The organism is Streptomyces sp. NPDC042002 (assembly GCF_055588305.1).
In genome coordinates, this window is the sequence record NZ_JBVJCT010000018.1 from 95507 (window position 1) to 115465 (window position 19959).

The following is a 19959-nucleotide window of genomic DNA, read 5'->3' on the forward strand; positions in this document are numbered from 1 at the left end:
CACATGAGATCACTTCGCATGAGATCCGGACCACGTCACTCGTTACGCTCGCTGATCACCGGACTGGCCGTCGTCGCGACGGCCGCCGCGAGCCCGGTCGCCTTCGGCGCCGGACCGGCACGGGCCGCCACCTGCGGCGGGTACGTCGGGCTCACCTTCGACGACGGGCCGTCCAGCACCACGCCGAACCTGCTCGACGCGCTCAAGCAGAACGGGCTGCGGGCCACGATGTTCAACGAGGGCCAGTACGCCGCGTCCAACCCCGCCCAGGTACGGGCCCAGGTCGACGCCGGCATGTGGGTGGGCAATCACAGCTACACCCACCCGCACCTGACCCAGGAGAGCCAGGCGCAGATCGACTCGGAGATCTCCCGGACCCAGACGGCCATCGCCGGCGCCGGCGGCGGCACGCCGAAACTGTTCCGCCCGCCGTACGGGGAGACCAACGCGACGTTGAAGGCGGTCGAGGCCAAGTACGGCCTGACCGAGATCATCTGGGACGTCGACTCGCAGGACTGGAACGGCGCGAGCACCGACGCGATCGTGCAGGCGGCCGGCCGGCTCACCAACGGCCAGATCATCCTCATGCACGACTGGCCGGCCAACACGATCGCGGCGATCCCGCGCATCGCGCAGGGGCTGGCCTCCCGCGGTCTGTGCGCCGGGATGATCTCTCCGCAGACGGGCCGCGCAGTGGCCCCCGACGGGAGCGGCACGGGTGGCGGCGGTGGCGGCACCGGCGGGTGCACCGCGACGCTCTCCGCCGGCCAGCAGTGGAGCGACCGGTACAACCTCAACGTCGCGGTCACCGGCTCCAGCAACTGGACCGTGACGATGAACGTGCCCGCTCCCGAGAAGATCATCGCGACCTGGAACATCACCGCCGGTTATCCCAGCGCCCAGGTCCTCACCGCCAAGCCCAACGGCAGCGGCAACACCTTCGGCGTCACCGTCCAGACCAACGGCACCTGGACCTGGCCGACGGTCTCCTGCAGCACGGGCTGACCCGCCGAGAACACGCACGAGAACACACAGAGGCACCTGCGAGCGAGGGCCCCGGTCATCGGATCGGGGCCCTCGCTCGCCGTGTTCGCGTTGTTACGGAAAGATGTGGGGCAGATCTCGTCACGCTGACATATTCCCACGTCACAGCGCTGGAGCCAGGGTTTCGGACGACCCCTGATGGGGCCTCGCATCGCTGATCACCAGGTCCGAGACTAGCGTCGTACTAAAGTTGCAGGCTTGTTCGGAGCTGGACCGGAATATCCCCAGGCGTACCTGCGGGCCCACCGGCTCCCCGGAGTCTCCGGGAACAACACGTGAGGACCCGATGGCAGCCCTCCAGCACGGCCCCGCACTCGCGTTGTCCGACGACGAGGTACGTGCGGAGCTCGGTGACCAGGCGCGCTTCTCCGCCGCCTCTGCCGCCTCGCCGCGCACGCTCGTCGACATCCTCGACGCCTCCGTACGGGCGTACCCCGACGAGCCCGCTCTCGACGACGGCCGGCGCGCCCTCACCTACCGTGCCCTGGCCGCCGAGGTCGAGGCCGTGCGGTGGCGGCTCGCGGAGGCCGGGGTCGGGCTCGGCGACCGGGTCGGCGTACGGGTCCCGTCCGGCACGAACGAGCTGTACGTGGCGATCCTGGGCGTCCTAGCGGCCGGTGCCGCCTATGTTCCGGTGGACGCCGAGGACCCCGACGAGCGGGCCGAGCTGGTCTTCGGCGAGGCCGAGGTGCGCGCGGTCATCGGCGCCGGGCACGAGCTGACCGTCAACGGCCGCTCCGAGGTTCCCGCCGGGCGCCCCGGCGTCGAGCACGACGCGTGGATCATCTTCACCTCGGGTTCCACCGGCAAGCCCAAGGGCGTGGCCGTGAGCCACCGCGGCGCCGCCGCCTTCGTGGACGCGGAGGCCGACCTCTTCCTGACCGAGGAGCCGATCGCCCCCGGCGACCGGGTCATGGCGGGCCTCTCCGTCGCCTTCGACGCCTCCTGCGAGGAGATGTGGCTGGCCTGGCGGTACGGGGCCTGCCTGGTGCCGGTACCGCGCTCCCAGGTGCGCAGCGGCGCCGACCTCGGCCCCTGGCTGGTCGAGCAGGACATCTCCGTCGTCTCCACCGTGCCCACGCTCGCCGCCCTGTGGGAGCCGGAGACCCTCAACGACGTCCGGCTGCTGATCTTCGGCGGTGAGGCCTGCCCGCCCGAGCTCACGCAGCGGCTGGTGACCGAGGGCCGGGAGGTCTGGAACACGTACGGGCCGACCGAGGCGACCGTCGTGGCGTGTGCCTCGCTGCTGACCGGCGACGAGCCCATCCGGATCGGGCTGCCGCTGAACGGCTGGGAGCTGGCCGTCGTGGACGAGGCGGGCGAGCCGGTGCCGATGGGCGCCAGCGGCCAGCTCGTGATCGGCGGGGTCGGGCTCGCCCGCTACCTCGACGCCGAGAAGGACGCCGAGAAGTACGCGCCGCTCGCGTCGCTGGGCTGGGAGCGGGCGTACCGCAGCGGTGACCTGGTCAAGGCCGAACCCGAGGGGCTGATCTTCCTCGGGCGGGCCGACGAGCAGATCAAGCTCGGCGGGCGCCGGATCGAGCTCGGCGAGGTGGACGCGGCGCTCCAGGCGCTGCCCGGTGTCGCGGGCGCCGCGGCGGCCGTGCGGACCGCGCGCGGCGGCAACCAGCTCCTCGTCGGCTATGTCGTCACCCAGGACGGCTGGGACCAGGCGGCCGCCGTCGAGAAGCTGCGCGCCGCGCTGCCCGCCGCGCTGGTGCCGCTGATCGCGCCGGTCGAGGACCTGCCGACGCGGACGTCCGGCAAGGTCGACCGGAACGCGCTGCCCTGGCCGCTGGAGGGTCTGGAGACCGGCGGTGCCAAGGAGCGGCTGTACGGCACCGAGGCCTGGCTCGCCGAGCAGTGGAGCGAGGTGCTCGGCATCCCCGTCGGCGCCGCCGCCGACGACTTCTTCGCGATCGGCGGCAGCAGTCTCGCGGCGGCCCAGCTCACCACACGGCTGCGCGCCCGCTACCCGAACGCCGCCGTGCTCGACGTCTATCAGCAGCCCGTGCTGCGCAAGCTGGCCCGGCATCTGGAGAAGTCGGGCCAGGACGACGGTGGCGAGCGGATCATCGCGCCGGTCCCGCCGCGCGCCAAGCTGATCCAGCTCCTCGTGCTGATCCCGCTGTTCGGCCTGCTCGGGCTGCGCTGGACCGTGGCGCTGGCCGCGCTCGGCAACGTACTGCACTGGTTCGGTCCCTATCCGTGGGCGCCGAGCACCTCGTGGTGGCTGGTGGGCGCGGGCGCGCTCGTCCTCTTCAGCCCGCCGGGACGGCTCGCCGTCGCCGCGGGCGGTGCGCGGCTGCTGCTGCGCGGGGTGAAGCCCGGCCGGTACCCGCGCGGTGGCAGTGTCCACCTGCGGCTCTGGACGGCCGAGCGGCTCGCCGGGTTCAGTGGCGCGACCTCGCTGACCGGGTCCTGGCTGGAGCGGTACGGCCGCGCCCTGGGCGCCAGGATCGGCCCGGACGTGGATCTGCACTCGCTGCCGCCGGTGACCGGCATGCTCAAGCTGGGCCGGGGTGCCGCCGTCGAGTCCGAGGTGGACCTGTCGGGGTACTGGCTGGACGGTGACCGGCTGGAGATCGGCCCGGTGAAGGTGGGCGCCGGTGCCGTGGTCGGAACGCGCAGCATCCTCTTCCCGGGCGCCCGGGTCGGCAAGCGCGCCGAGGTGGCCCCGGGTTCCGCCGTGGTCGGGCAGATCCCGACCGGGCAGCGCTGGGCCGGCGCGCCCGCGGGCAAGCTCGGCAAGGCGAAGCGCGCGTGGCCCAAGGACCGGCCGCGGCGCGGCACGTACTGGCGGATCATGTACGGCGCGGCCGGGTTCGCGCTGAGCGCGCTGCCGGTGCTGGCCGCCGTCGCCGCGCTGCTCGTGGCCCGGGTCTTCGTGAGCGCGGACGCCGGGCTCGGTGCGGCGCTGCGCGGTGCCGGGATCGCCCTGGTGCCGGCGACGCTCGCGTTCGGTCTGGCGTACGCGCTGCTGCTCCTGGTCTCCGTACGGCTGCTGAGCCTCGGGCTGCACGAGGGCACGCATCCGACGCACAGCCGGATCGGCTGGCAGGCCTGGACGGTCACGCAGCTGATGGACCGCTCCCGCGAGACGCTGTTCCCGCTGTACGCCGGGCTGATCACGCCGGTGTGGCTGCGGCTCCTCGGGATGCGGATCGGCCGGGGCGCGGAGGTGTCGACCGTGCTCGCGCTGCCGAGTCTGACGACGGTCGGCGAGGGCGCGTTCCTCGCCGACGACACGCTGACCGCGCCGTACGAGCTCGGTGGCGGCTGGATGCGCATCGGGCGGGCCGAGATCGGCCGCCGGGCGTTCCTCGGCAACTCGGGGATGACCGCTCCGGGGCGCAGCGTGCCGGACGGCGGTCTGGTCGGTGTGCTGTCGGCGACGCCGAAGAAGGCGAAGAAGGGCAGCTCGTATCTGGGGCTGCCGCCGATGAAGCTGCCGCGTGCGGCGCAGGGCGGCGATCAGAGCCGTACCTACGACCCGCCGGCCCGGCTGCTGTGGGCCCGCGGTCTGGTGGAGCTGTGCCGGCTGGTGCCGGTGTTCTGCTCGGCGGCGCTGGCCGTGCTGACGGTCGGCGCGCTGTGTGCGCTGGGGCCGTGGGCGTGGGCGTTCTCGGGGGCCGTGCTGCTCGCGGTGGGTGTGCTCGGGTGCCTGGTGTCCATCGTGGCGAAGTGGCTGCTGGTCGGCCGGCACCACGCCGGTGAGCACCCGCTGTGGAGCGGTTTCGTGTGGCGCAACGAGCTGGCCGACACCTTCGTGGAGGTCGTCGCGGTGCCGTGGCTGGCGGGATCCGTGCCCGGTACGCCGCTGATGACCGCGTGGCTGCGGGGGCTCGGCGCCAGGATCGGCAGGGGCGCGTGGATCGAGAGCTACTGGCTGCCCGAGACCGACCTCGTGACGCTGGGGGACGCGACCACGGTCAACCGGGGCTGTGTGCTCCAGACCCACCTCTTCCACGACCGGATCTTGCGGACGGATACTGTGGTCCTCCGTGAGGGCGCCACCCTGGGTCCGGGCGGAATCGTCCTGCCCGGCAGCACCGTCGGGGCCCGTTCCACCCTGGGTCCCGCGTCGCTCGTGATGGCGGCGGAGTCCGTTCCCGACGACACCCGCTGGCTGGGCAATCCGATCGAGGCCTGGCGTTCGTAGCAGACGTGACCTGATATCGGATACGAAGGGCGGTACAGCGGTACGTCGAGCACAGGGCAGGGAGCAGTCGCAGCAGTGAGCGTTCAGCAGACAGCGGGACCGGACCCCTATTTCCCGGCCAACGGAGATTCCCGTTACCGGGTGCACCGGTACGAGCTGGCGCTGGACTACCGCCCCGGCCCGAACCGGCTCTCCGGCACCGCGCGGATCAACGCCATAGCGGGCCGCTCCCCGCTGACGGAGTTCCAGCTGAACCTGGCGGACTTCCGGATCGGCCGGGTCCGGGTCGACGGCAAGGCGCCGCACTACACGCACCGGGGCGGCAGACTGCGGGTCCGTCCGCCGAAGCCGATACGGTCCGGGGCCGCGTTCACCGTCGAGGTGCACTGGTCGGGAAACCCCAAGCCGGTCAGCAGCCCCTGGGGCGGGATCGGCTGGGAGGAGCTGGAGGACGGGGCGCTGGTGGCGAGCCAGCCGGTCGGTTCGCCGTCCTGGTACCCGTGCAACGACCGGCCGGCCGACAAGGCCGCGTACCAGATCTCGGTCACCACCCCTTCCGCGTACGCGGTGGTGGCGGGCGGGCGTCTGCTGACGCGGACGACGAAGGCGTCGACGACCACCTGGGTGTACGAGCAGTCGGCGCCGACCTCCAGCTATCTGGTGGGCCTGTCGATCGGCAAGTACCAGACGGTGCTGCTCGGCGACCCGGGCCTCGGGGGCGTACCGCAGTCGGGGCATCTGCCGGCGCAGCTGCTCCCTGAGTTCTCCCGGGACTTCGCGCGGCAGCCCGCGATGATGGAGCTGTTCGAGAGCGTCTTCGGGCCGTATCCGTTCGGCGAGTACGCGGTGGTGGTGACCGAGGAGGAGCTCGACGTCCCGGTCGAGGCGCAGGGTCTCTCGCTGTTCGGCGCCAACCATCTGGACGGGTCGCGGGGTTCGGAACGGCTGATCGCGCACGAGCTGGCGCACCAGTGGTTCGGCAACAGCGTGACGATCGCGGACTGGCGGCACATCTGGCTGAACGAGGGGCTCGCGAAGTACGCCGAGTGGCTGTGGTCGGAGCGCTCGGGCGGGCGCCCGGCGCGTCAGCTCGCCGCCGCCGCGCACCGGAAGCTGTCCGCGCTGCCTCAGGACCTGCTGCTGTCCGACCCGGGCCGCAAGCAGATGTTCGACGACCGGCTCTACGAGCGCGGCGGACTCACGGTGCACGCGATCCGCTGCGCGATGGGCGACGACGCCTTCTTCCGCATGCTGCGCGGCTGGGCGACCCTGCACCGGGGCGGCGCGGTCACCACGTCCGTCTTCACCTCGCACGTCTCGCGCTACGCGGCCGAGCCCCTGGACGACCTCTTCACGGCGTGGCTGTACGAGACGGCCCTGCCGCCGTTGCCGGCGCAGGCCGCGCCGTCGCCGGCCCCGCAGATGCCGGCCCGGCCCACCTATCCGCCGACGAACGCGGACTCGGCGCGAGTCCGGGGAGAGTGACGCGATGACCGGCCGTTCCTGTCCTTGCGGGCTCGCCGAGCCGTACGCGCGCTGCTGCGGGCGCTTCCATCGCGGCGAGGCCGCGGCGCCGAGTGCCGAGGCGCTCATGCGGTCGCGGTACTGCGCCTTCGTGAAGGAGGACGAGGGGTACCTGCTGCGGACCTGGCACCCGCGCACGCGGCCGGCCCGGGTGGAGTTCGACCCCGGGATGCGCTGGACCGGCCTGGAGATCCTCGGCACGGGTCAGGGCTCGGCGTTCCACACGACGGGGACCGTGACCTTCCGGGCCTCCTACCGGGGCGGCTCACTGCACGAGCTGAGCCGGTTCGAGCGGGTGGACGGGGCCTGGGTGTATGTGGACGGGGAGTTCCTCGACTGACCGCCGGGGTTGCGCTGACGCCGTCCGGGGTGCGCTGAACGTCAGGGTGCCAGGACGTCCAGTTCCTGGAGTGCGCCGACCGTGATCTCGCGGGTGAGCCGCTCGGCGCGGGGCGCGTCGCCCTCGCGTACGGCCGCGGCGACCTGGACGTGCAGGGTGACGGCGGCGGGGTCGGGGTCCTCGAACATGACGTCGTGATGGGTCCGGCCGGACAGGACCTCCGCGACGACGTCACCGAGGCGGGCGAACATCTCGTTGCCGGACGCCTTGAGAATCACCCGGTGGAAGGCGACGTCGTGGACGAGGTACGCCTCCAGCCGCTGCCCGCGCGAGGTGGAGACCATGCCGAGCGCGCACTCGGTGAGCTCCGCGCACTGCTCGGCCGTGGCCTGCCGGGCGGCCAGTCCCGCGGCGACCGGTTCGATCGCCGAGCGCAGCACGGTGAGTGAACGCAGCTGGTGGGGACGGTCGGCGCCGGCCAGCCGCCAGCGGATGACCTGGGGGTCGTAGACGTTCCACTCGGGCTTGGGGCGGACCGTCACGCCGACGCGGCGGCGGGACTCGACCAGGTGCATGGACTCGAGTACCCGGACCGCCTCGCGCATCACGGAACGCGACACCTCGAAGCGCTGCGCGAGCTCGTCGGTGCGCAGCACGCTCCCCGGCGGGTACTCGCCCGCCGTGATCGCCGGCCCGAGGGATTCCAGTACGTGTCCGTGCAGTCCCCGGCCCCGTGTGGTCATGAAGCCAGCGTACGAGGGCGACGCCACGAACAAAAAGTCAGACTTATATGTCACATACTCTTGAATTCATCGTACGTAATACGTTTCAGTGGCGTCGACATCAGATGTCGACGAAGACAGCGAGAGCGCGATGCAGCACAATCCCACCCCCCATGTCGTCGTGGTCATGGGCGTCGCAGGCACCGGGAAGACCACCATCGGCCCGCTGCTCGCGGCCCGGCTCGGCGTTCCGTACGCCGAGGGCGACGACTTCCACCCGCGGGCCAACATCGACAAGATGACGGCCGGGACGCCGCTGACCGACGAGGACCGGTGGCCCTGGCTGGACGCCATCGGGCACTGGGCGCACGACCGGGCCGGGCTCGGCGGTGTGGTCAGCAGCTCGGCGCTGAAGCGCGGTTACCGGGACCGGCTGCGGGCGGCGGCGCCCGAGGTGGTCTTCGTCCACCTCACCGGTGACCGCGCGCTCATCGAGGACCGGATGGCGCACCGCACGGGGCACTTCATGCCGACGGCGCTCCTGGACTCGCAGTTCGCCACGCTCCAGCCGCTGGCGGCGGACGAGGCGGGCGTCCGGGTGGAGGTGTCCGGCGACCCGGCCGAGATCACCGAGCGGGCCGTGACCGCGCTCGGCGCCCTCGCACCACCCGGACGACAGCTCTAGAACCTGCCCGAAGGCGTCCGGAGCCTGTCCGGCCGCGATCGGGCCGCGGGCGAACCGAACGCGGTTCTCCCCGCGGCCCGATCGTCGTCTGTCGTCAGCGCCCGCTCACGGTCGCCACAGCGGGTGTTCGCGCTCGGCCCACTGCCGGCTCACCGATCCCGTGCGCAGGCCCCGCCTGGCCTCCGGGTCGCCCAGCGCCATACCGATGTGGCCCGCGAGGACGATGCCGACGGTGAGGGACAGCCAGTCGTGGACGAAGGTCGCCGAGGTGCGCCACATCAGCGGGGTGAGGTGGGTGAACCACATCAGCAGGCCCGTGCCCAGCATCACCAGCGTGGCTCCGGCGATCCAGGCCGCGTAGATCTTCTGTCCGGCGTTGAACTTGCCCGCCGGGCGGGACCGGTGGTCCTTGTCGCGGCGCAGCGCGGCCCGCAGCCACACCCGGTCGTGCGGGCCGAAGCGGTTCAGGAAGCCCAGGTCGCGGCGGAACGCGCGGGAGGCCAGGCCCGCCAGGATCGGCAGCGGCAGCATGACACCGGCCAACTCGTGGACGCGGACGACGAGTTCGCGACGGCCGACGAGTTCGGCGAACTGGGGGATGTAGAGGCAGGCCGCGGTGGCCACGCACACACCCATCAGGAGTGCGGTGACCCGGTGCACCCAGTGCTCGGCCCGGGTGAAGCGCCGTACGTGGGAGGAGTGCGCGGACACGGCCGGGGTGCCGTCAACTCGTGGGTTCATCGTCGCGTCCGTTCGAACGGCCGACCCAGGCGTCGACGTCGTACCCCCGATCCTCCCAGTACCCGGGACGGACGTCCTGGGTGACGGTGATGCCGGAGAGCCACTTGGCGGATTTGTAGAAGTACATCGGGGCCACGTAGAGGCGGACGGGGCCGCCGTGGTTGTGGCCGACGGGCTTGTCCTGCATGCGCAGGGCCACCAGGACGTCCGGGCGGCGGGCCTGGCGCATGCTGAGGCTCTCCGTGTACGTGCCGTCGAAGCAGGTGAAGCGGATCGCCCCGGCGGTGTGGTGCACCCCGGCGGCGTCGAGGAGGTGGGACAGCTGTACGCCTTCGAAGGGGGTGCTGGGCACCCGCCAGCCGGTGACGCACTGGACGTCGTGCACCAGGCGGGTCTGCGGCAGGGCGCGCAGGTCGGCGAGGGTGTAGCTGGTGGGGTGGTCGACCAGGCCGTCGACGGTGAGCCGGTAGTTCGTCTCGTTCCTGTGGGGGACGGAGGCGGCCACCGAGTAGTAGCGGAAGCCGCCGCCGTTGGGCAGGAGGCCCGTCAGACCGGTGGGGTCCCGCTGGGAGGCGCCGGCGAGGAAGGCGTCCATGCCGCGCTGGAGTGTGGGCGCGGTCAGGACACCGAGGGCGCCCAGTCCGAGCGTGCCGAGCAGCACCCGCCGGCCGATGGGCCGGCCGCGCTCCCCGGGTTCCTCGCGCTCTTCGCTTTCCTCACGCTCTTCTTGTTCGTCGCGCACTTCTTGTTCGTCGCGCACTTCTTGTTCGTCTTGTTCGTCGTGCCCTTCGGGAGTCCGCGGCTCGGGCCGTTCCGGCTCGCGAGACTCGGGCCGCTCCGGCCGTTCCGGTTCCCGCGACGTCGGTCGCTCCGGGTCCGGTTCCCCGGGCCTTTCAGTGTTCACCTCTTGATTCGAGCACCCGCGACCCCCAAAAAGCCAGCGGTGGCGGGTGCTCGTCAGCATTCCGTCATCTCTTCTTACGTACGGTCCGAGAACATCGGCCGCGGAGAGGACGTCAGGGCCTCATCAGGAGGCGGTCTCGGCCGCCTTGTCCAACTGGAACGCCTCGTTGCCGAGGCCGATCCGGGCGTGCGCCTCGGGCTTGCGGGAGCGCAGCACCAGACCCTGGACCAGTCCGACGACCAGCGCGACCCCGATGACGGCGGGCAGCAGCACGTTCAGGACGGAGTCCGGACCCGCGCCGACGAGCACGTCGAAGTCCTTGACCGTGAAGACCGCGATGACGAGCAGGGCGATGCCGGCGATCGCGGAGGTGACCAGACGCCAGGACTGGGCGCGGGCCGCGCCGCGGCGGACGAAGAACACGATGACCGAGAGCGAGGCCGCCGCCATCAGGAGGGTGACGCCGAGCGCTCCGACGTTGCCGCCCCAGGTGAAGAGCTGGAGCACGGGCGCGGTCGGGTCACCGGTCGGCTTGTCGTCGGCCAGGGCGAAGCCGCCGACCACGATCAGCGAGACGACGGTGTGCAGCAGCGAGCCGGTGCCGGGGGCGCCGCTGGCCCCGGAGGTGCGGCCGAAGGCGGTGGGCAGCAGACCCTCGCGGCCCATGGCGAAGGCGTACCGCGCGACGACGTTGTGGAAGCTGAGCAGCGCCGCGAACATGCCGGTCACGAACAGCACGTGCAGGACGTCCGTGAAGGTGGAGCCGAGCCGTGACTCGGTGAGGAAGAACAGCAGCCCGGCGCTCTGCTTGTGGGCCGTCCCGACGATGGCGGAGGGGCCGGTGGCGACGGTGAGCGCCCAGGAGCTGATCGCGAAGAAGACGGCGACGAAGCCGATGGCCAGGAACATGACGCGCGGCACGAGGATGTGCGGGCGGCTGGTCTCCTCGGCGTACACCGGGGCCTGTTCGAAGCCGGTGAAGGCCGCGATGCAGAAGCACAGCGCGGTGCCGACGCCCGCTCCGGTGAGGGTGTCCGGGTTGAAGGCGTGCAGCGACAGGCCCTCCTTGGCGGGATCGCCGATGGCCGCGACATCGAAGACGATGACGAGCGCCACCTCGACGATCAGCAGCACGCCGAGCACCCACGCGTTGACGTCGATCTTCAGCCAGGCCAGCGCGCCCACGACGAGCACGGCGGCCAACGCCGGTATCCACCAGACGACTTCGGTGTCGAGGTAGGTGGAGAACAGTCCGGAGACCTCGAAGCCGAAGAGGCCGTAGATACCGACCTGGAGTGCGCTGTAGGCGACGAGGGCGACCGCGGCCGCGCCCGCGCCCGGGGTGCCGCCGAGCCCGCGCGAGATGTACGCGTAGAAGGCGCCCGCGTTGTGGACGTGCCGGCTCATCTCGGCGTACCCGACGCTGAAGAGCACGAGGACGATACCGAGGATGACGAAGAGCAGCGGCTGCCCGACGATCCCCATCACATCGAATGTAGTGGGCATGACACCCGCGACCACCATGAGCGGGGCGGTCGCCGCGAGGACGGACAGCAGCAGCCCTCCCGTGCCCAGCCGGCCGGCGCGCAGGGCCCGGTCCTGCCCCTTGAAGGTGCTGATGCCGGCACCCTCGGCGTCCGGTCTTCCCGTGCTCGACGTACTCGATGTGCTCGAACTGCCCGTCGTCATCGCGGGGTCGTCCTTTCGGATGTCAGGTTCTTCGGGGGCGTTCACACCGTGCCGAGCACACTGTCGCGCGCGGCACGGAAGGCTTGGTACCCATCGCGGTCCGGGTACGACCACGGAGCCGGGGTCGCGTGCCCCCCGATGCGGTGGAACAGTGCGGCGGCCTCGCCGTCCCGGCCCTCGCAGATCTTGGCGTGGGCAAGGAAGTTGAGGTCGACGAGCCGGCGCGGATGGTCGCCGCGCTCCCACTCCAGCCACCAGTCGAAGGCGGCCTTCATCACCTGGCGGGCCCGGCGCCCTGCCCAGTGTCCGGAGGCGACCGGGTCGGCGGGCTCGCTCCCGGCGGCGGCGAGCACCCGGAAGCGCTCGGCGTGCGCCACGACCGGAAGGATCGCGAGCGGCGAGTCGGCGGGCGCCTGCTCGGCCGACCAGTTGGCGAAGTCGTACACCTCGTGCAGGGGATCCTGGCCCGACTCGGCGCGGCGCTCGGCGAGCCGGGCGACCATCAGGTGGTGCGCGTGGTGATGGACGGCGTGCCGGTGGCGCACCTCGTCGAAGAGCCGGACCACCTCGCCCTCGGGACCGAGGGCGCGCTCCAGGAGGAGCAGACCGAGCCAGGGGGTGGGGTCGCCGGGGGCGAGGGCCGCGGCCCGGTGGCAGGCCTCGCGGGCGCCCTCCGGGCGTTCCTTGCCGTGCAGGGCGCGTTCCACGGTGGCGCAGCCGAGGAGTACGGCGGCGTCGGGGGACTCCGGTTCGGCGAGCTGCCAGTCACGGGCCCAGGCGAGCGTCGCGGACTCCTGCGCGAGCACGGTGACGCGGTGCCCTCGGCGGTCCCAGTCGTCGCCGGTGGCGGCGAGCAGCGCGCGGACGTCGGTCCACCGCCCCTGGTTCAACGAGGTGCGTGCGGCGACGAGTCCGGCGTCGTCGAGGGCGGCGTCGAAGGCGTGGGACGCCCGCTTGCGGCCGCGGCCCAGCGGAGGTGGGGGTGGTGACACCGCTGCTCAACCTCACAGGCGCGGTTCGTCAAAGTGTGATCACGCACAGCAAACCCGCAGCCAAGGGTTCAAGTCAAGCTCCGGCCAAATCACTACACGTGTCAACTGCCTTCGTTTGCACCACAGTTGGCCGTGCGACGTCCTCGACGTCCTGAACGACCGCCCTTTCCATACGACTTGAACAGCCATCTTGTCTCGACAACGTGAACGACCTGCTCGTGCCGACGTGTTGAACCGTCCCCCAGGACCGATGGCTTGAACAGCGGCCCCGGCATCAGGCGCCGAACGGCCGCCCCGGACCGAAGTCCTGGGCGACCGCACCCGCCTCACGCGCCGAACGGCCGCCCCGGACGGGCGGCTTGAACGGCTCCCTCGGACGTGATCAGCCCAGCGCCTTGGCCGCCGCCCGGCCCGCCGTACGGCCGGAGAAGAGGCAGCCGCCGAGGAAGGTGCCTTCCAGGGAGCGGTAGCCGTGGACTCCGCCGCCGCCGAAACCGGCGGCCTCACCGGCGGCGTACACACCCTCCAGCGGGTCGCCGCCCTCGGTCAGCACCCGCGAGGAGAGGTCCGTCTCCAGGCCGCCGAGGGTCTTGCGGGTCAGGATGTTGAGGCGCACCGCGATCAGCGGGCCGGCCTTGGGGTCCAGGATGCGGTGCGGGGTCGCGGTGCGGATCAGCTTGTCGCCGAGGTAGTTGCGGGCCCCGCGGATCGACATGACCTGGAGGTCCTTGGTGAAGGGGTTGGCGATCTCCCGGTCCCGCGCGACGATCTCGTGGCGCAGCGCCGCCTCGTCGATGAGCGGCTTCTCGGTGAGCGCGTTCATCCCGCGCACCAGGGCGCCGAGGTCGTTCTCCACGACGAAGTCGGCGCCGTTGTCCATGAACGCCTTGACCGGAGCGGGCACATCGGCGCGGGCCCGCCCGATGACGCCTCTGATCGACTTGCCGGTGAGATCCGGGTTCTGCTCCGAACCGGAGAGCGCGAACTCCTTGCCGATGATCTTCTGGTCGAGCACGAACCAGGTGTAGTCGTACCCGGTGCGCATGATGTGTTCGAGGGTGCCGAGGGTGTCGAAGCCGGGGAAGAGCGGTACCGGCAGCCGGTTGCCGCGCGCGTCCAGCCAGAGGGAGGAGGGGCCCGGCAGGATGCGGATGCCGTGCTTCTCCCAGATGGGGTTCCAGTTCTGGATGCCCTCGGTGTAGTGCCACATGCGGTCGCGGTTGATGAGGCGGGCGCCGGCCTCCTCGGCGATCCCGAGCATGGCACCGTCGACGTGGGCGGGGACGCCGGAGATCATCCGCTCGGGCGGAGTGCCGAGGCGCTCGGGCCAGTTGGCGCGCACGAGGTCGTGGTTGCCGCCGATGCCGCCGGAGGTGACGATCACGGCCTGGGCCCTGAGCTCGAAGGCGCCGGTGACCGTACGGCTGCTGGCCTGGCCGCGCTCGATGCCCGACGGCTCCAGGATCTCCCCGGTGACGGTGTCGACGGAGCCCGCGCTGCGGGACAGACCGGTGACCCGGTGGCGGAACCTCAGCTCGACCAGGCCGCGGGCGACCCCCTCCCGGACCCGCCGCTCGAACGGGGCCACGAGGCCGGGCCCGGTCCCCCAGGTGATGTGGAAGCGCGGCACCGAGTTGCCGTGCCCGTTGGCGTCGTAGCCGCCGCGCTCGGCCCAGCCCACCACCGGGAAGAAGCGCACACCCTGCTGGTGCAGCCAGGGCCGCTTCTCGCCGGCCGCGAAGTCGACGTACGCCTCGGCCCACTGGCGCGGCCAGTGGTCCTCGGGCCGGTCGAAGGCGGCCGTGCCCATCCAGTCCTGCAGGGCGAGCGCGTGGGTGTCCTTGATCCGCATGCGGCGCTGCTCGGGCGAGTCGACGAAGAAGAGCCCGCCGAAGGACCAGTGGGCCTGGCCGCCGATCGACTGCTCGGGCTCCTGGTCGAGGAGGATCACCTTGCGGCCCGCGTCGACGAGCTCCGCGGTCGCCGCGAGCCCCGCGAGGCCCGCTCCGATGACGATCACATCTGCGTCGTAGGCCATGGGCCCGTCCTCTCGGCATTCCGACTCGTCGGATCGGGTCGGTGTCGCGGGGACGACTTGATGACGTTTGTCACGAACCGATCGGAATTGTCGCTGGTTGGTGAGACATTGGTGATGGTCGGCCGTACGGCCGGCCAGCACTTGTTACTGATCGGTCAGATCCTCGGCAAGAAAGGTGACCGAGTCAACTGCCTGGTTCCGGGTACTCCCGGGGCAGGCCCCCGGCCCATGGCACTACAGTCGGCGGGAAACGCACCACTGGCCCGCCCCGACTCCCGATGTATCGAGGTACCCAGCGTGTCGGTACTGGTTCTGGTCCTCTCGGTGAGCGCGGCCTGCTGTCTGGGCTTCGGCTTCGTGCTCCAGCAGAACGCCGCCTCGCACGCCCCGCTCAGCGACTTCCTCTCCATCCGCCTGCTGCTCGACCTCATCCGGGTCCCGCGCTGGCTGGGCGGCATCGGGCTCATGGTGTGCGGCATGATCCTCGGCGCGATCGCGCTCGGCAACGGCGAGGTCTCGCTGGTGGAACCCCTCCTGGCGACCAACCTGCTCTTCGCGCTCGCGCTCTCCCGTCACCAGACCAGACAGCCGCTCGGCAAACAGGGCTGGGCCGGGCTGCTGCTGCTCGCGGGCGGTGTCTCGGCGTTCATCGTGGCCGGGCAGCCGCAGGGCGGCGACGCCGTCAGCGACCCGCTGCGGCACTGGCTGATCATCGGGATCGTGGTCGGACTCGCCCTGCTGCTCACCACCTACGCGAAACGGTCCCGGCTGAGCGCCGGACCCGTGCTGCTGGCCACCGCCGCCGGGCTGCTGTACGGCCTGCAGGACGCGCTCACCCGGGTCAGCGGCCAGCGGTTCAGCGCCGGCGGCTGGACCGAACTGGTCACCGGCTGGCAGCCGTACGCGGTGCTCGTCCTCGGCGTGACCGGTCTGATCCTGGTCCAGAGCGCCTTCGAGACCGCGCCGCTGCGGATGTCGCTGCCCGCGCTCACCGCCGCCCAGCCGCTGGCCGGCATCGCCTGCGGGGTGGGCTTCCTCGGGGACCAGCTCCGCACCGACGCCGGCGCCCTCGCCTGGCAGGCCGCGGGGCTCACGGGCGTCGTGGCGGGGATCGTCCTGCTGGGCATGCACCCGGCGATGCCCTCGGGCACGGCGGAACCGGAACGCTCGCGGGACCTCCAGCCGCACTGAGAAAGGTCCACATCCTCAGGTACCACCTCTCCGGATCCTGAGCTGCTTGGATGGATCCATGAGTGCCGCTGACGAGATCCTCGACATCGTGGACGAGAACGACCGGGTCATCGGGCAGTCCCCGCGCGGGGAGGCGTACGCGCGCGGGCTGCGCCACCGGTGCGTGTTCATCGAGGCCCGGGACGCCGAGGGCCGGCTCTTCGTCCATCGGCGCACCTCCACCAAACTGGTGTTCCCCTCGTTCTACGACATGTTCGTCGGCGGAGTCGTCGGCGCGGGCGAGTCCTACGACGACGCGGCGCTCCGCGAGGCCGAGGAGGAACTCGGCGTCTCCGGGCTCCCCCGGCCGACTCCCCTGTTCACGTTCCTGTACGACGACGGGGCCGGCGCGACCTGGTGGTCGGCCGTGTACGAGGTCCGCTGCGAGCTTCCGGTGAACCCGCAGGTGGAGGAGGTCGCCTGGCACGCCTTCCTCACCGAGGAAGAGGTGGAGCGCCGGCTGCCCGAGTGGACCTGGGTGCCGGACGGCCTGGCGGCCTACGAGCGGCTCAGGGACTACCGGGCCATGGACTGAGCACCCAGACGAACGGGCGGCACTGACGGCGTTCCGCTCCGGACTCCCCGGTAGGGTCCTGGGCGTGATCGAACTCGTGCGCAATGTCCGGTTGTGGTTCGCGCCGCAGGAGATCCGGAGCGAGGGCAAGACCCCGGACTACCGGTTCTCGCTGGCCAATGAGCGGACCTTTCTGGCCTGGCTGCGCACCGCCCTCGCACTCATCGGCGGGGGCTTCGCCGTGGACCAGTTCCTGCCCGACCTGCGCTGGGCCTGGCGGGCGGGCCTCGCCCTGGCGCTGCTGGCGGCGGGCGTGCTCTGCGCACTGCGGGCCGTCAATCACTGGGTGCGCTGCGAACGGGCGATGCGGCGCGGTGAGGACCTGCCGGTGTCGCCCTTCCCGGCGGTGCTGAGCATCGTCGTCGCGGTCGTCGCGGTCGCCATGGTCGTCGTCGTGCTCGTCGGCTGGGCGGGATGACCACGCCCGCCCGGGAAGAACGGGAGGAACGGGACCCCGGCCTCCAGCCTGAACGTACGCGCCTCGCCTGGCGCCGTACGACGCTCTCCAGCACCGTCGTCGCCGTGCTCGCCGCGAAGGCCGCCCTGCACGACAGGGACTCGGCCGCCGGGATCGTGGCGTGCGCCTTCTGCTGCGTTCTCTGGCTGGCGTTCCTCGGCCTCGCCCACCTTCGCATCCGGACGCTGGCCACCGCGGGTCCGGCGGGTCCGGCCGCGCTCGCCCCCCGGCACGCGACGGCGACGGCCCTGTGCGCGGTGGCGCTGGCCGTGTGCGCGGTGGCGTTCGTGTTCTAGCGGTGTCGGCCGCTCTTCCGTGACCGTCGTTCGGGCGGGGGTGGCGGCGCACGCCCAGAGATCACCCGAATCGGTATGGTTTGCGGCGACAATCCGGATTGCCGCCCCGGCCTCGTGCGGCGCGGGCGGCGCGTCACGCGGGCACCCCTTTCCCTCTCGGCACCGGCCCTCGGCACCGCCGGCGTCTCCTCCGGCTCGCGCGCCCCGGGGAGACGCCGATCACGTTTCACGCAGCCGCTGGACGACATACCGACTGGTCGGCATCATAGTCACGTCCCGTTCCCGTGTGCTGAGGAGCAAAAATGAGCCCGGACCACCCACCAGGTCTCGATCTCGACCGGTTGCGCGGCCTGCTCGACCGCGAGCGGCCCGGACTGGTGAACGGCCCGCTGACCGGCCGGCTGATCGAGGGCGGTCGGTCGAACCTCACCTACGCGGTCTCCGACGGCACCGCCCGGTGGGTCGTACGGCGTCCTCCGCTGGGCCACGTGCTGGCCACGGCGCACGACATGAAGCGCGAGCACCGCGTGATCAGCGCGCTGCACCCGACGGCCGTCCCGGTCCCGGACCCCGTGCTGCTGTGCGAGGACGAGTCGGTGCTCGGCGCCCCGTTCTACGTCATGGAGTTCGTGGAGGGCACCCCGTTCCGCACCGCCGGCCAGCTCGCCCCGCTCGGCCCGCAGCGCACCCGCGACGCGGTGCTCGGCCTCGTGGACACCCTGGTCGAACTGCACGCGGTGGACCCGGCCGAGGTGGGCCTCGCCGACTTCGGCCGCCCCGAGGGTTTCCTCGACCGGCAACTGCGGCGCTGGGGAAAGCAGTTGGACGCGTCCCGCAACCGCGAGCTCGCCGGGATCGACGAGCTGCACGCGGCCCTGGGACGCGAACTGCCCGACTCCCCCGCGCCCACCGTCGTCCACGGCGACTACCGGCTCGACAACGTGCTGATCGGGCCCGACGACCGGATCAGGGCGATCCTGGACTGGGAGATGTCCACGCTCGGTGATCCGCTCACCGACCTGGGGCTGCTCGTGATGTACAGCACGCGGCTGGACCTGCCCAACTCCCCCATCAGTACGACCGCTTCGGCCGCCGGGCACCCCGAGGCGGCCGAGATCGTCGAGCGGTACGCCGCGCGCTCGGGGCGCGACGTCTCCGCGGTCTCCTGGTACACGGCGTTCGCCTGGTTCAAGCTCGCCGTGATCCTGGAGGGCATCCACTACCGCTACACCAAGGGCCAGACGGTCGGCGCGGGCTTCGACCGCATCGGCGAACTGACCCCCGTCTTCATCGAGCACGGCCTGACCACCCTTCAGGAAGGCTGATCCGCCATGGACTTCGGATTCGACGCACGCACCGAGGAGCTGCGCCAGAAGCTGCTCGCCTTCATGGACGAGTACGTCTATCCGGCGGAGGCCGTCGCGGAGGAGCAGCGCGCCCTGCTGGCCTCGCCGTGGGACACGCCCGCCGTGGTCGGCGAGTTGAAGGCCGAGGCCCGCAGGCAGGGGCTGTGGAACCTCTTCCTGCCGGACTCCTCGTACGGTGCGGGACTGACCAATCTCCAGTACGCGCCGCTCGCCGAAATCACCGGCCGCAGCCCGCACTTGGCGCCCACCGCGCTGAACTGCGCCGCACCCGACACCGGCAACATGGAGGTACTCGCCCAGTTCGGCGACGAGCAACAGCGGAAGCAGTGGCTGGAGCCGCTGCTCGCCGGTGAGATCCGCTCCGCGTTCGCGATGACGGAGCCCGAGGTCGCCTCCTCCGACGCCACGAACATCACGACCCTCATCGAGCGCGAGGGCGACGAGTACGTCGTCACCGGCCGCAAGTGGTACATCTCCGGGGCGATGAACCCCGACTGCAAGATCTTCATCGTGATGGGCAAGACGGACCCGGACGGCGCCGACATCCGCCGCCAGCAGTCGATGGTCCTGGTCCCGCGCGACACACCGGGCCTCGTCGTCCGGCGCGCCATGCAGGTGTACGGCTACGAGGACCACTCCCACGGCGGGCACGCCGAGGTCGTCTTCGACCACGTCCGGGTCCCGGTGGGCAACCTGATCGGCGAGGAGGGCGGCGGTTTCGCCATCGCGCAGGCGCGGCTCGGTCCTGGCCGGATCCACCACTGCATGCGGCTGATCGGCATGGCCGAGCGGGCCATCGAGCTGATGTGCCGCCGCGCTGTGTCCCGTACGGCGTTCGGCAAGCCGCTGGCCCAGCAGGGCGTCGTGCAGAACTGGATCGCCGACGCGCGGGTCGCCGTCGAGCAGCTGCGTCTGCTGGTCCTGAAGACCGCCTGGATGATGGACACGGTCGGCAACAAGGGGGCGCACACGGAGATCCAGGCCATCAAGATCGCCACTCCGCGCGCGGTCGTCGACATCCTCGACAAGGCCGTCCAGCTGCACGGTGCGGGCGGGGTCAGCCAGGACTTCCCGCTGGCCGAGCTGTGGGCAGCCGCACGGACGCTGAAGCTCGCCGACGGACCCGACGAGGTCCACCAGCGCTCGCTGGCGCGCCAGGAGATCAAGAAGTACGCGTGATCAGCGCGTACAGGT

17 protein-coding genes are annotated in these 19959 nt (G+C 71.5%); 11 read left to right on the forward strand and 6 right to left on the reverse strand.

Annotation, left to right across the window (positions count from 1 at the left end):
* Positions 1–18 precede the first annotated feature (18 nt).
* From ACZ6KY_RS25185 to ACZ6KY_RS25200, 4 genes are all read left to right on the forward strand, one after another.
* Complete coding sequence (locus ACZ6KY_RS25185; RefSeq protein ID WP_469312541.1) at positions 19–1005, forward strand: polysaccharide deacetylase family protein; 987 nt, start codon at positions 19–21, stop codon at positions 1003–1005.
* A 325-nt stretch (positions 1006–1330) separates the two neighbouring features.
* The gene (locus tag ACZ6KY_RS25190; RefSeq protein ID WP_469312542.1) at positions 1331–5206 is read left to right on the forward strand and encodes a Pls/PosA family non-ribosomal peptide synthetase; all 3876 of its coding nucleotides are present in this window, start codon (positions 1331–1333) and stop codon (positions 5204–5206) included.
* Between the two features lie 75 nt (positions 5207–5281).
* Complete coding sequence (locus tag ACZ6KY_RS25195; protein ID WP_469312543.1) at positions 5282–6691, forward strand: M1 family metallopeptidase; 1410 nt, start codon at positions 5282–5284, stop codon at positions 6689–6691.
* A gap of 4 nt (positions 6692–6695) precedes the next feature.
* On the forward strand, positions 6696–7070 hold the full coding sequence (locus tag ACZ6KY_RS25200) for a YchJ family protein (RefSeq protein ID WP_469312544.1): 375 nt from the start codon (positions 6696–6698) through the stop codon (positions 7068–7070).
* Between the two features lie 41 nt (positions 7071–7111).
* Here ACZ6KY_RS25200 and ACZ6KY_RS25205 read toward each other — a convergent pair whose 3' ends face one another.
* Positions 7112–7813, reverse strand: coding sequence for a FadR/GntR family transcriptional regulator (locus tag ACZ6KY_RS25205; protein ID WP_469312545.1), 702 nt, complete (start codon positions 7811–7813; stop codon positions 7112–7114).
* Positions 7814–7943: 130 nt separating this feature from the next.
* On the opposite strand from ACZ6KY_RS25205, the gene ACZ6KY_RS25210 reads away from it, so the two are divergent.
* Positions 7944–8477, forward strand: a complete 534-nt coding sequence (locus ACZ6KY_RS25210) for a gluconokinase (protein WP_469312546.1) — start codon at positions 7944–7946, stop codon at positions 8475–8477.
* A 105-nt stretch (positions 8478–8582) separates the two neighbouring features.
* Here the strand turns inward: ACZ6KY_RS25210 and ACZ6KY_RS25215 are convergent, their stop codons facing one another.
* The 5 genes from ACZ6KY_RS25215 to ACZ6KY_RS25235 form a co-directional block, all read right to left on the reverse strand.
* Positions 8583–9218: a cytochrome b/b6 domain-containing protein gene (locus ACZ6KY_RS25215; RefSeq protein WP_469312547.1), complete on the reverse strand. Its 636-nt coding sequence runs from the start codon at positions 9216–9218 to the stop codon at positions 8583–8585.
* Positions 9202–9960: a molybdopterin-dependent oxidoreductase gene (locus ACZ6KY_RS25220; RefSeq protein WP_469312611.1), complete on the reverse strand. Its 759-nt coding sequence runs from the start codon at positions 9958–9960 to the stop codon at positions 9202–9204. Before ACZ6KY_RS25220 ends, ACZ6KY_RS25215 begins: the two co-directional genes overlap by 17 nt.
* Positions 9961–10245: 285 nt before the next feature.
* A complete protein-coding gene (locus ACZ6KY_RS25225; RefSeq protein WP_469312548.1) occupies positions 10246–11811 on the reverse strand; it encodes an APC family permease in 1566 nt (521 codons plus the stop codon).
* A gap of 41 nt (positions 11812–11852) precedes the next feature.
* The gene (locus tag ACZ6KY_RS25230) at positions 11853–12803 is read right to left on the reverse strand and encodes a hypothetical protein (protein ID WP_469312549.1); all 951 of its coding nucleotides are present in this window, start codon (positions 12801–12803) and stop codon (positions 11853–11855) included.
* 382 nt (positions 12804–13185) lie between these two features.
* Positions 13186–14841, reverse strand: a complete 1656-nt coding sequence (locus tag ACZ6KY_RS25235; RefSeq protein ID WP_469312550.1) for an FAD-binding dehydrogenase — start codon at positions 14839–14841, stop codon at positions 13186–13188.
* Positions 14842–15138: 297 nt separating this feature from the next.
* On the opposite strand from ACZ6KY_RS25235, the gene ACZ6KY_RS25240 reads away from it, so the two are divergent.
* The 6 genes from ACZ6KY_RS25240 (at position 15139) to ACZ6KY_RS25265 (ending at position 19944) form a co-directional block, all read left to right on the forward strand.
* The gene (locus tag ACZ6KY_RS25240) at positions 15139–16032 is read left to right on the forward strand and encodes a DMT family transporter (protein WP_469312551.1); all 894 of its coding nucleotides are present in this window, start codon (positions 15139–15141) and stop codon (positions 16030–16032) included.
* 58 nt (positions 16033–16090) lie between these two features.
* On the forward strand, positions 16091–16606 hold the full coding sequence (locus tag ACZ6KY_RS25245) for an NUDIX hydrolase (protein ID WP_469312552.1): 516 nt from the start codon (positions 16091–16093) through the stop codon (positions 16604–16606).
* Positions 16607–16670: 64 nt separating this feature from the next.
* Complete coding sequence (locus ACZ6KY_RS25250) at positions 16671–17063, forward strand: YidH family protein (RefSeq protein ID WP_469312553.1); 393 nt, start codon at positions 16671–16673, stop codon at positions 17061–17063.
* Positions 17060–17398 (forward strand): DUF202 domain-containing protein, encoded by a 339-nt coding sequence (locus tag ACZ6KY_RS25255; RefSeq protein ID WP_469312554.1) that lies wholly within the window; start codon positions 17060–17062, stop codon positions 17396–17398. Before ACZ6KY_RS25250 ends, ACZ6KY_RS25255 begins: the two co-directional genes overlap by 4 nt.
* Positions 17399–17700: 302 nt before the next feature.
* On the forward strand, positions 17701–18723 hold the full coding sequence (locus ACZ6KY_RS25260; protein WP_469312555.1) for a phosphotransferase family protein: 1023 nt from the start codon (positions 17701–17703) through the stop codon (positions 18721–18723).
* Positions 18724–18729: 6 nt separating this feature from the next.
* Positions 18730–19944, forward strand: a complete 1215-nt coding sequence (locus ACZ6KY_RS25265) for an acyl-CoA dehydrogenase family protein (RefSeq protein ID WP_469312556.1) — start codon at positions 18730–18732, stop codon at positions 19942–19944.
* The last annotated feature ends 15 nt before the right edge of the window (positions 19945–19959 follow it).